This is a genomic window from Luteimonas sp. R10 (genome assembly GCF_045689605.1).
GTDB lineage: Bacteria > Pseudomonadota > Gammaproteobacteria > Xanthomonadales > Xanthomonadaceae > Luteimonas.
In genome coordinates, this window is record NZ_CP141262.1 from 3,461,704 (window position 1) to 3,473,862 (window position 12,159).

10 protein-coding genes are annotated in these 12,159 nt (G+C 68.0%); 2 read left to right on the forward strand and 8 right to left on the reverse strand.

The genetic code is table 11. The features are described from left to right. Positions 1 to 3 precede the first annotated feature (3 nt). From U3649_RS15025 to U3649_RS15055, 7 genes are all read right to left on the reverse strand, one after another. Entirely contained in the window at positions 4 to 519 is a 516-nt protein-coding gene (locus U3649_RS15025; RefSeq protein WP_407352113.1) for a low molecular weight protein-tyrosine-phosphatase, read from the reverse strand. Then, positions 512 to 1,288 (reverse strand): 3-deoxy-manno-octulosonate cytidylyltransferase, encoded by a 777-nt coding sequence (gene kdsB, locus U3649_RS15030; protein ID WP_407352114.1) that lies wholly within the window; start codon positions 1,286 to 1,288, stop codon positions 512 to 514. The genes U3649_RS15025 and kdsB overlap by 8 nt, the downstream gene beginning before the upstream one ends. A 308-nt stretch (positions 1,289 to 1,596) precedes the next feature. Further along, the gene (gene lpxK / locus U3649_RS15035) at positions 1,597 to 2,595 is read right to left on the reverse strand and encodes a tetraacyldisaccharide 4'-kinase (protein ID WP_407352115.1); all 999 of its coding nucleotides are present in this window, start codon (positions 2,593 to 2,595) and stop codon (positions 1,597 to 1,599) included. 109 nt (positions 2,596 to 2,704) lie between these two features. After that, the gene (gene msbA, locus U3649_RS15040) at positions 2,705 to 4,477 is read right to left on the reverse strand and encodes a lipid A export permease/ATP-binding protein MsbA (protein ID WP_407352116.1); all 1,773 of its coding nucleotides are present in this window, start codon (positions 4,475 to 4,477) and stop codon (positions 2,705 to 2,707) included. Between the two features lie 7 nt (positions 4,478 to 4,484). Then, positions 4,485 to 4,922 (reverse strand): ExbD/TolR family protein, encoded by a 438-nt coding sequence (locus U3649_RS15045; protein WP_407352117.1) that lies wholly within the window; start codon positions 4,920 to 4,922, stop codon positions 4,485 to 4,487. Positions 4,923 to 4,928: 6 nt separating this feature from the next. Next, positions 4,929 to 5,594: a MotA/TolQ/ExbB proton channel family protein gene (locus tag U3649_RS15050; RefSeq protein ID WP_407352118.1), complete on the reverse strand. Its 666-nt coding sequence runs from the start codon at positions 5,592 to 5,594 to the stop codon at positions 4,929 to 4,931. 313 nt (positions 5,595 to 5,907) lie between these two features. After that, a complete protein-coding gene (locus tag U3649_RS15055; protein ID WP_407352119.1) occupies positions 5,908 to 8,277 on the reverse strand; it encodes a DNA internalization-related competence protein ComEC/Rec2 in 2,370 nt (789 codons plus the stop codon). Between the two features lie 401 nt (positions 8,278 to 8,678). Here U3649_RS15055 and U3649_RS15060 point away from each other — a divergent pair, with 401 nt between their 5' ends. Both U3649_RS15060 and U3649_RS15065 read left to right on the forward strand, forming a co-directional pair. Then, on the forward strand, positions 8,679 to 9,347 hold the full coding sequence (locus tag U3649_RS15060; RefSeq protein ID WP_407352120.1) for a hypothetical protein: 669 nt from the start codon (positions 8,679 to 8,681) through the stop codon (positions 9,345 to 9,347). A 125-nt stretch (positions 9,348 to 9,472) separates the two neighbouring features. Next, a complete protein-coding gene (locus tag U3649_RS15065; RefSeq protein WP_407352121.1) occupies positions 9,473 to 10,336 on the forward strand; it encodes a S1 family peptidase in 864 nt (287 codons plus the stop codon). Positions 10,337 to 10,706: 370 nt separating this feature from the next. Here the strand turns inward: U3649_RS15065 and U3649_RS15070 are convergent, their stop codons facing one another. Continuing rightward, on the reverse strand, positions 10,707 to 11,480 hold the full coding sequence (locus tag U3649_RS15070; RefSeq protein ID WP_407352122.1) for a hypothetical protein: 774 nt from the start codon (positions 11,478 to 11,480) through the stop codon (positions 10,707 to 10,709). Positions 11,481 to 12,159 lie beyond the last annotated feature (679 nt).

Below are 12,159 nucleotides of genomic sequence, written 5' to 3' on the forward strand. Positions count from 1 at the left end.
GGATTATGCGTCAATCCCGGGCCGGCGACCCGCTCCGCCCGTGGCCGTCCGCAGCCTGCGCACCGCCGCCGCCGCCGCGGCATCGACCACCGACCAGACGTGCTCGAACTCGTCGTGCCCGCCGGTGTACGGGTCGGGAATGGCGCCGTCGCCGGCGCCGTCCACGCCCGCCCAGCGCGTGAACAGCTCGATGCGGGCCGAAGCGGCCGCGGGCTGCCGCGCACGCACGTCGCGCAGGTTCTGCAGGTCCGCGCACAGCAGCCAGTCGAAGCGGGTGTAGTCGGCCGGCCGCAGCTGGCGCGCGCGCAGGCCCGAGATGTCGACGCCGTGGCGCGCGGCGGTGGCGATCGCGCGCCGGTCCGGCGGATCGCCCGCATGCCAGTCGCCGGTCCCGGCCGAATCGACGATGACGTGCCGCAGCCCGGCCTCGTCCAGGCGCATCCGCAGGGCGCCCTCGGCCATCGGCGAGCGGCAGATGTTGCCGAGGCAGACCAGCAGCAGGCGCGGCGGCTCAGCCATGCGCCTGCGCCATCCGCGATTCGGCCCGCGCCAGGTCCCCGGGCGTGTCGACGCCCGGCGGGAACGGTTCCGGGGTCAACGCCACCGCGATGCGGTGCCCGGCCTCCAGCGCGCGCAGCTGCTCCAGTGCCTCGGTCCGTTCCAGCCGCCCCGGCGGCAACGCCGCGAAGGCGCGCAGGAAGCCGGCGCGGTAGCCGTAGATGCCGATATGTCGCAGCCAGCCCCCCTCCTCCGGCAAGCGGCCCCGGTCGGCGGCGAAGGCATCGCGCGGCCACGGCACCGGCGCGCGACTGAAGTACAGCGCGTCGCCGTTGCCGGCGCGGACCAGCTTCACCGCGTTGGGATCGAACAACGTGTCGACGTCGTCGATCGGCGCCGCCAGCGTACTCATCGGCGCGCCGGACGCGGCCAGCACCTCGGCCACCGCGCGAATGCCCGCGGCGGGCGCGAACGGCTCGTCGCCCTGCAGGTTGACCACCACGGTCGCATCGTCCCAGCCGGCGATGTCGGCGCACTCGGCCAGGCGGTCGGTGCCGGACGGATGCGCGGCGGACGTCATCGCCGTGCGCACCGCCGTGCCGGACAGCGCCTGCACCACGCGCGCGTCGTCGGTCGCCACCCACACCTCGCGCGCGCCCGCGGCCAGCGCGCGCCGCGCCACGTGCAGCACCAGCGGCTCGCCGGCGAGCAGGCGCAGCGGCTTGCCCGGCAGCCGGGCGGCGTCGTGGCGCGCGGGAATGGCGACGATGAAATCGATGGGTCCGGGCATGGCCGGATTCTCGCATGGCGGTGTCGCGTGCATCACGGTACGGCGCTGCCATGCGCCCGATGGACGCGGCGAGCGGTCTTTCGTAGGAGCGCACCGCAGGGGCGCGACGCGGCGCTAGGCAATCTTCTCCGATGCGGTACGGCCAGGCCCGTCGCCACGGGCCGGTCCAATGGGCAGCCGAGCTCTTCGCCGTGGGCTGACAACATCAAGGGCTTGAAGCCTCGGCGATTCGTTGGCGAAACCCGTGGCGACGGCCCGCTTCTCACCGCAACGGAAAGGACTGCCTGGCGCGCCCCTGCGGTGCGCTCCTACGGATTTGACAGCCTGTCGAGCAGGGCGACCCAGAACGCTTCGGGCAGTTCGGCGGTCACCGGGACGCTGAAATGGCGTTCGCCGGCGAACGGCCGGCATTTCACCGCGTCCTTCTCGGTCATCAGCACCGGCAGGTCGCTGCCGAAACGCAGGTCGTCGGCGACGTAGCGGTGATGGTCGGCGAACGCGTGCGGCACCACGGCGATGCCGTGTTCGCGCAGGGTGGCGAAGAAGCGGTCCGGATCGCCGATGCCCGCCACCGCATGCACGCGCTGCCCGGAGAACGCCTGCAGCGGGCACGGCCTGACGCCCCGCAGGGGCTGCGCCCGGTCGGCCCGCAGCCGCATCGGCCATTCCCCGAAACCGGCGGCGCCGACCTCGTCGGCCCCGAGGTTGACCACGCGGAACTGGCAATCGCCGCCGCGCCCGGCCGGTTCGCGCAACGGGCCGGCCGGCAGCAGCAGGCCGTTGCCGTAGCGGCGGCGGCCGTCGATCACCTCGACCTCGAGATCGCGCCGCAGCCGGTAGTGCTGCAGGCCGTCGTCGCAGACCACCACGTCGCAGCCGGCGGCGACCAGGGCACGCGCCGCGGCCAGGCGATCGGCGTCCACGCGCACCTTCGCGCCGGTGCGCTGGGCGATCAGCACCGGTTCGTCGCCGCCGTACCGCGGATCGGTCTCGGCATCGACCCACAGCGCATCGCCCGCCTGCGCACGGCCGTAACCGCGGCTGGCGACGCCGGGCGTGCGCCCGGCCGCGCGCAGCCGTTCCACCAGGGCGATGACGAGCGGCGTCTTGCCGCTGCCGCCGGCGATCAGGTTGCCGACCACGATCACCGGCCGGTCGACCCCGCCGCGCCGCAGCAGGCCCTTGCCGTACAACCACCTGCGCGACGCCACCGCGCCGGCGTAGGCTTCCGCCAGCAGCCTGGCCGGCAGCGGCGCCCGGCTGCCGTCGAACCAGTACGCCGGCGGCTGCAACCGCTTGCGGCTCATGGGCGAACACCCCGGCCGGGGGCGCACCGGCACGGCGCTGCCGGCCGCACGCCGGCGCGACGGGCGATAAGCAGTTCCGGGCGGTCCCGCACGCACATGCCGAAGCCGCTCACGTGTCCTGGGGCTCGCGGAACTGCATCTTGTGCAGATGGGCGTACAGGCCGCCCTGCGCCAGCAGCTCGGCGTGCGTGCCCCGCTCCACCAGGCGGCCGTGGTCGAGCACCAGCACCTGGTCGGCGTGCTCGATGGTGGAGAGCCGGTGCGCGATCACCAGCGTGGTGCGGTCGGGCATCAGGCGGTTGAGCGCGTCCTGCACCAGGCGCTCGGACTCGGTGTCGAGCGCGGCGGTGGCCTCGTCGAGGATCAGGATCGGCGCGTCGCGCAGGATCGCCCGCGCGATCGCCAGGCGCTGGCGCTGCCCGCCCGACAGCAGCGAGCCGTTCTCGCCGATCGGCGTGTCCATGCCCTGCGGCAGGCGCTCGATGAACTCCCAGGCGTTGGCGTCCTCGGCGGCGCGGCGCAGCGCCTCGGGCGAGGCGTCGGCGGCGTAGGCGATGTTGGCGGCGACGCTGTCGTCGAACAGCATCACCCGCTGCCCGACCAGGGCGATCTGGCGGCGCAGGTCGGCCAGGCGGTAGTCGTCGAGCGGCACGCCGTCCAGGGTGATGGTGCCGCTGCTGGGCTGGTAGAAGCGCGGCACCAGCCGCACCAGGCTGGTCTTGCCGCTGCCGGAGCGGCCGACGATCGCGGTCACCGTCCCCGGGCGGGCGCTGAAGCTGACGTCCTGCAGCGCCATGCCTTCGCTGCCGGTCTCGCGGTCGTAGCGCAGGCCGACGCGGTCGAACACCAGCTCGCCGCGCGCGCGCTGCAGGCGCACCGTGCCGGTGTCGCGTTCCTCCTCGTCGTCGAGCACCGAGAACAGCCGCTCGGCGGCGGCCACGCCGCGGCCGATCACGCTCTGCACGTTGGTGATCCGCCGCAGCGAGGGAATGATGCCCATCATCGCGGTCATCAGCTTGACGAACTCGCCGGGGTTGAGCTGCCCCACCAGCGCCTCGCGCGTGGCCACCCAGACGATCGCCGCCAGCGCGACCGCCGCCAGGATCTGCACCAGTCCCGAGGCGGTGGCGCGGGTGGCCTCGACCTTCATGTTCAGGCGCAGCACGCGGTTGGTCAGCGACGAGTAGCGCGCGCGCTCGAACGCCTGTGCGCCGTAGACCTTGACGTCCTGCTGCGCCGCCAGCGACTGCTCCGCACTTTGCGCCAGGTCGCCCATGCCGGTCTGGATGCCGCCGCTGATGCGGCGGTAGCGCTTGCCGACGAACCACACCAGCACGCCGATCGCCGGCGCCACGATCACCATCGCCAGGGTCACCTTGACGCTGGTGGTGAACATGATCGCCAGCAGGATGGCGATGGTCAGGCCGTCGGCGACGAGCACCTTGAGCGCGTCGGCGCTGGCCTGCGCGACCTGCTCGGTGTCGAAGTTGAGGCGGCTGACCATCACCGGCACCGACTCGCGGTCGAAGCGCGCGCTCGGCAGGCGCAGGTACTTGCCCAGCACCCGCTCTCGCAGGTCGCGCACCACGCTGCGGCCGGCGCGCGCCATGCCGTAGTCGGTGGCGAAGGTGGCGATGCCGCGCAGCACGAACAGGCCGACGATCGCCAGCGGCAGCAGCACCGCGGCGGCCGGCTGCGGATCGACGAAGCCGTCGTTGACCAGCGGGTCCATCAGCTGCACGAACGCGCCGCCGGCCGCGGCCTCGATGATCATGCCCACCAGCGCCACCGCCAGCAGCGGCCAGTAGCGCATGGCGTAGCCGAGCAGGCGCCTGTAGATCGGCCAGGCGGCGGTCTGCGCCGTAGGGGTGGGATCCGCCATCAGCCGGTCACTGCGCGCCCGCGGCGGCGGACGCCTCCGGCGCGGTGGCGATCGAGATCTGGCGGAAGCCCAGCTGGCCCAGCGCATCCATCGCCGTCACCACCGCCTGGTGCGGCGTGCGCGCGTCGGCGCGCAGCAGCACCGGCCGCTCGCGGTCGTCGCCGGCGACCTCGGCGATGGTGCGCTTGAGCGACTCGACGTCGGTGCGCAGCGCCTCGTGGTCGTCCACGAAATAGCGGCCGTCGGCGTTGACCAGCACGCTCAGCGACTTCGTCTGCTGCTCCGTCTGGTCGGCGTTGGCGCGCGGCAGCTCCAGCTTGAGCACCGAGCGCGCGTCGAAGGTGGTGGTGATCACGAAGAAGATAATCAGCACCAGGATCACGTCGATCAACGGCACCAGGTTGATCTCCGGCACGTCCTCGGCGCGGCGGTCGCGGATGCGCATCGCGGGTCAGGCCTGTGCCGGCACCGCGTCGCCGGGGGCGAGCGGAGGCACCGGCGCCGCCACGCGCCGCGCGCGGGGATCGATCACGTCCATCAGCTGGATCGCCTCGTGCTCCATCGCCACGATGTAGCCGTCGATGCGGGCGCGGAAATGGCGGTGGAACATCAGCGCCGGCACCGCCACGATCATGCCGGTGGCCGCGCACACCAGCGCCTTGCCGATGCCGCCGGCGAGCTGGTTGACGTCGCCCACGCCGTAGTCCATCACCCCGAGGAACATCTGGATCATGCCGACCACGGTGCCGAACAGCCCCAGCAGCGGCCCGGCCGCGGCGATCGTGCCGAGCGCGTTGAGGTAGCGCTCCATGCGGAACGCGATGTGGCGGCCGACGTCCTCGACCCGCTCGCGGATCTCCTCGCGCGGGCGGTTGCGGGTGTCCAGGGCCGCGGCCAGCAAGGCGCCCAGCGGGGACGTGTTGCGCAGCGAGTCGATGTGGGTCGGGTCGAGCCGTCCGCGCCCGGCCCAGGCGCGGACCTCCTCGCCCAGGCCCGGCGGCAGCACGGCCTTGCGCCGCAGCGCCCACAGGCGCTCGACGATGATCGCCAGCCCCACCGCCGACATCAACAGCAACGGAATCATCGGCCAACCGCCGGCCTTGACCAGTTCCAGCACGTGTCTTCCCCGGGCCCTGCGGGCCGAATCGAAACCGGCCGATAGGATAGCGTAGCCATTGGTCCGCCCGGCGCGATGCCTGGCGGGCGGGGAATGGAAATGGGATCCCGCCCCGAGACACCCGTTCAGGGTGGCACCCGGCAAGCCGACCACTGCCGTGATCGGCGCCCTGCTGTGATCAGCGTCACCTGTCGCGACTTCCGTCGCTCCCACAGGCGCTTGGTTGCGCTCCCTTGTGGGAGCGACGGAAGTCGCGACGGCATCCGACGCCACGAATGCCGACCAGCCCGCGGCCTCATCCGGAGATGCGCACTCAATCCTCCGGTGGGATCCCAGCCGCCTGCGCCTGCCGCCTGGCGGCGTCCCAGAGCCGCGGATGCGTGTGGCGGCGCGCGGTGGCCACCACGCCGTCGCGCGTGATCCCGACGCGCAGCGCCCCGCCGGGCGCGGTGTCGAGCACCCGCGCGCCGGCCCGCTCCCAACGCCGGACCACCTGCCGCTGCGGGTGGCCGAAGCGATTGCCGTAACCCGAGGCGACCAGCGCGTAGTCCGCGCCCGTGGCGGCCACGAAGCCCGGATCGGACGAACTGTCGCTGCCGTGGTGCGCCACCAGCACCACGTCGGCCCGCACCGCGGTGGGATCGTCGCGCAGCAGCCCGCGCTCGACCACCTCGCCGATGTCCCCGGTCAGCAAGGCCGCCCCATGTGCCGCCTCGATGCGCAGCACGCAGCTGGCCTCGTTGCGCAGGTAGGGGAAATGCAGCGCCGGATGCAGGAACCGGAAGCGCACCCCGTCCAGTTCCCACGCGCTGCCGGCCAGGCAGGGCGCGGCGCCGTCGATCCCGGACCCGTTCGGCGCGAACAGCGGCGCCGGCCCGAACCGCCGCCGCACCGCGTCCAGTCCGCCGGCATGGTCGCCGTCGCCGTGGCTGACGACGGCGGCATCGAGCCGCCGCACGCCGAGCGCCTGCAGCGCCGGCACCACCACCCGCTCGCCGGCGTCGTAACCGTCGGGCGCCGCCGGCCCCATGTCGTACAGCAATGCATGCCGCGCGGTACGGACCAGCACCGACAGCCCCTGCCCGGCGTCGAACACCACCAGTTCGGCCTCCCCCGCCCGCGGCAGCCCGCGATCCGGCCACAGCAAAGGCAGCCACAGCAGCGCGGCCAACGCCTTGCCGGGCACCCCGCGCGGCAGCAGCAGCCAGAACGCGCCCAGTAGCGCCAGCGGCAACGCGTACCAGCGCGCCTCCGGCAGCCACCACAGCGCGAACCGGCCCGACGCCAGCCACGCGAACAGCGGCCAACTGAGATCGAAACACCACGCCGCCAGCCGCCATGCCCAACTGCCCGCACCTGCATGCAGCGCCTCCAACCCGGTGCCCAGCAGCGACAGCGGCACCACCACCAGGCTCCACCACGGGATCGCCACCAGGTTGGCGAACGGCCCGGCCAGCGACGCCTGCCCGAACAGGACCGCCGTGAGCGGCAGCAATCCCAGGGTCGCCACCCACTGCGCCGACAGGAACCCGCGCAGCAGCGGCTGCGCGCGCGTATGCGGCAGGCACCACACCAGCCACGCGACGCCGGCGAAGCTGAGCCAAAACCCCGCCGCCAGCACCGACAGCGGATCGACCAGCAACACCGCCACCGCGGCCAGCGCCAGCGAATCGGCCACCCGCAGCGGCCGCCGCCACAGCCGCGCCGCCGCCACCACCGCGATCATCAGCACCGTGCGCACCGTGGGCAGCGCCCAGCCGGCGGCCGCGGCATAGAACAGCGCCCCGGCCAGCGCCGCGAACGCCGCCGCCTGCGGCCGCGGCACGCGCCGGCCCAGCATCGGCAACAGGCGCCACGCACCCGCCGCCAGCAGCGCGAAGAAGCCCGCCACCAAGCCGACGTGGAACCCCGAGATCGCGATCAGGTGGGTCAGGCCCGTCGCGCGCAGCGTCTCCCAGTCGCGCTCGTCGAGCCGGCGCGTATCGCCCAGCGCCAGCGCGCGCACGTAGCGCGACGCGGCGCCGGGGACCGCCCGGTCGATCCTGCCCGCGAGCCCGTCGCGCCAGGCGTCGATGCCAGCCGCCGGCGCCAGCCGTTCCACCGGATCGGCATCGCGCACGTAGCCCACCGCCGCCAACCGCCGCGCCAGCGCATGCTTCTCGCTGTCGAACCAACCCGGATTGCGCAATCCCCGCGGCGCACGCAAGCGCGCGGTGAAGCGCCAACGGCTGCCGGGCGCGATGTCGAACCGGCGCGGATCCTCGCCCTCCCAGCCGTCGTACCACGACAGCCGCAGCAGCCGCCCGCGCAGGAACGCAGGCTGCGCCGCACCGCGATCGACACGGAACAGGAACCGCGTGCGCCGCGCCTCGTGCTCGGGCAACTGCACCACCCGCCCGGCGACCACGAAATCCGAGCGCTCGTGCTCCGGCGGCAACTGCACCGAGAGCGCGAATGCGGCATGTAAGCCGCACAACGCGAAGCCGGTCAGCGCGGCCCCTGGGGCCCGCGCGTGGCGCCCGTATCCCCAACCGGCGATCCCGACCCCCAGGGCAAGCAACAGCCATGGCCATGCCGGCAGCACCGGCAGGCACAGGCAGGCCGTGGCACCGGACAGCAGCGCGAACGAGATCGCGACGCCGAACGGCGGGACTGCAATGGCATCTGCGGCGCGGTCTTCCATGACCTCCTTCCCATATCTTGCTCAGCGATCCAGAGGACTCAACACCGCAAAACCTGCTGTGGTTGAGCACTCAGGCACATCGCCAGGTGGTGGGCGAATCCCGCTATCGAAGTCCACAACCAACAGGCTTCGGCCCAATCAGGTGCCGCTGCTCCCCCATCCAATCGCTCCGGCTGTCGTACCGGAGCGTCAGCTACCGCCTTATTTCCCGCGTGATAAGACCTAGCACCTCATTCGGCGAGATACGCAATGCCATCGTCGCGCGCGCAGCATGCCGCACGCCATCATCCAAACCATTGATTCCGTGTAGGAATACTCCGATTGACTGGCCCTGGAGGAAGCTGAATACTCCGCGCTATCACCCCGATTCGGGGTCTACTAAGCGTTAGGGCACCTCTGATATGACTAATCAATTTGAAACAACCTCCCGCTCATCAATCGATGCGTTCAATGCTCTAGTAAAAAGTGAGCTCCAAGAAATCCTTGGAGTCAACATATACAGCGTGGAAAGCGAAGCCCTTGCGGGGTCGGATGTGGCGAAGACCCTAGACCAGTCTGCCTCCTCTGATTTGCTTATTCAGTACGAATCAGACGGTTCCGTTTTTGCAGCGGCAAGCAGGTTGAGTTTTTGTGACCCCCATATCCTGGACATGGATTTTTCAATTACGCTTCGCGACTCAATTGACGGAGAGTTCGCTAAGACAGAGCTTAATAAGCTATTTTCATCACTTAGAAATATCAGGTCTGGAGTCCCCGCTCTGTTGCCACGATACTTGTGCTACGCAAGGATCAATAAAAAAACTAATCCAATGTCACTCCATGATATCTTGGCAATTGAAACGGCACCGCTGGTCGATCATATATTCAGCCCTGCACATTTCAATCTGCCGCATCTCCGCAGAAAAATGCAATCCGAAGAAAGCAAAGAAATTCTTCTAGAGCATGGTCTGAAGCATCTGGCAGGACTGCGGACATCATCCAAGAACACCTTCGTTTTTGTCAGTAAAAAATACCTGGACCAAAACTGTATCCCTTATACGCACCGCAGGGCATCTCGTTCGGCGTCCTAACAATGCGTTCAAGCCGACACCGCTTCGTTCCACAAACCACATGGCAGGTACAGCTTGCCATGTGGTTTGCTCCGCTACGCGGCGCGGCTTAACTTAGGCGTTAGCCCCCTTTTTGAGCATCACACATGATTCGATTTTTCTTGCTCATGCTCCTTGCGGTATCATCAACCGCTAGCGCCGTCGTCATCCGACATGACATGGATGACTCGGAGTATCGGGTTCCGGCCTCCGAGTTCCCTGCTCTTGTTGATATGCCTGGCGAGGGGCACGGCGTACTGATTGCGCCTCAGTGGGCCATTACTGCCGCCCACACGATCCCAGGGAATTCTGACCTCCAGCACGTAATGATAAACGGCGTATCTAGGGACGTTGAGCGCGTTGTCATGCATGCCGGATACAAGACGCTGCCACAGGCGCTGATCGATCAGGCAATGGCCAGTGGAGAGGCCACGCTGATAGTGGTTTTTCTTGCCTCATCTGACGATATTGCACTGATCAAGTTGACCCAAACCGTGACAGATGTTGCTCCCGTCGAACTCTACAAGGACAGCAACGAGCCAGGGCAGACCGCTAAGATCGTCGGAAAGGGCGCTACGGATACGGGAGCCACTGGGCACAGCCCCAATGGCCCAAATCGCACTGAGCTTCGTCGCGCGTTCAACACGATCACCAGTGCTCATGACCGCTGGTTGTGCTATGTATTTGACGGGCCACCTACGGCACTACCTCTTGAGGGCACTCTCGGAAACGGAGACAGTGGCGGTCCTGTGCTCCTCCAGAGTGATGATCAATGGCTGTTGGCCGGGCTGGGATCTTGGAAAGTCGCCCAAGGCGATGTTAGGACTGCCCGACCTGGACGCTATGGTCAAACCAGTTGCAATGTCCGCTTGAGCCATTACATCGAATGGATTGAAAGCGTGATCTCTGAGCAGCCGCAGGCGGGGGCTAACAATTCATTCAAGCCGACGCCGCTTCGCGGCGCGGCTTAATTCAAGCGTCAGGCCCCACGTTGTCCATCCGAGGCGCCCGTGAACTTAGCTTTTCTCTTTAACTCAGATCATCCAACCCTCGGTGGCTACTACGGCCCGCCAGTGATGGACTTGGTTTTAGGCGCGAACGTACTGCAGAGGGAATCGCGGTCGATGCGCGTCTCGGTGGGCGACATCCTTACGTTCAGCGCTATATCACAAAGCAGAGACCGAACTTACAGCGCTCTCGATAGATTGTGTCGTGAAGTGTATGTGCCCGCCTCATTCGATCGCTTGCAAAAGCTTAAGTTGGAGGCGACGTACACGACTGCAACAGTGCATTGCTGGTTGTTTCAGAACATGACGCAGGCAGCAGGAAAGCAGCTTCATCTCAAGCTACAGCCTTACGATTCTTATTTAGGCTGCATGGATGTGGATTTTTCTGTTTCGCCTTGAGGACTTCCGCTTCCTCGTTGAAGGCATTGAGTGCCTCTGCGTTCACCTCGCCGTCGATTACCGGGGGTTTGATGGTCTCATTGGCCACCTCGCGCGCCGTGAGTGCGTCCGAGTACGTCCTGGCGATCTGCTCGAAAGTCATGGTGGTTGCGGCGACATCTGCAAGCGTGTTGTCGAGCTGTTGGTCGATGGAATGAATTGCAGCCAGCGTGCGAGTGGGAATCATATGGTACTCGCCGACCATGGCCTGGAACTGGGCCTCCTCCTTCAGGATGCGTGCGTACGCCGGATTGATCGGAGCAAGCGTCTGGCGGATGCAGCGCAGCTTGTTGCGGGCGGCGACGAACGCCTGCTTCTGGTCGGGAAGCCGGTGGCGACCCTGGAACAACTCGGAGAGCAGGGCACCCCCCGTGCCCGTATTCACCGCCGCCTTGCTGTCGGCGATCGCGCCGCCCAAGGCAATGATGCTGCTGTAAAAGGATACCTCACGCGCCGCGAGGTCGACGTCGCGGCGCTGCTTGATGGCCTCGGCAAGCAGGGCCTCTAGGCCGGCGACGTAGTAGCGGGTATCACGCACGTCCATATCCACGAAGCCGGCGGTGCGGCCCTTTTTGATGGTTTCTTCCACGGATTGGGCATCGAAGCGGGGAAGATGGCCGCAGCCGGCGCACAGGATTACGTAACCCAGAAGCGCTGAAACACGAATCATTTGGCACCTCCAATGTACAAATGGGCCGTTAGTCACGGACAGGAGGTGGCTATCAACGACATAGCGGCGCGGTGCCATCACTTGGCACCGGATCGATTCGACTGAATGTCCCCCTGCACTGCGGATACTACAGAGAGCCCTCCGGCCGGCAACTGGACGCGGACGCCCGGACGCGCCGCACGGCCTACCGGCCCCTCGTCGAAGCTAGCCTGTCGCCCGGCGACGCCTAAGCCCTCGCCCTCCACACCATCCAGCAGATGCCCTGGCCGCTCCGACAGGTTCAAGCGGCAGATCGGAGTACTGACGCGGCGCTCCACGATGACGGTTCGTGCGCTGCAAACGCACGCGCATCCTTTTGGCCGCCGTCCATCGTCGAGCGGCGACATCGTGCCACCCTCGATCTTCCACAGCCTGCCCAAGGAAACGCAGAGTCGCCGGAAAAAAGCTCGGCAATGCCTATGATGTGAAAGCTCGACCTGCGGCGGTCGTCACAAATGTCCGGTTTCCGACCGCGCCGCGCGACACATTATCCCTTCCGGCCGCGTGCTAGCTTCGCCGAGCGACGTGCCCGTCCCCACCGGCCGCTTCGCCAGCACCTTCCTGTTCGCAACTTTTTCCGGGAGCATTATGATGGTTAAGTTCATTATGAGGGCACGCCTCGTTTGCATTCCGATCGCCT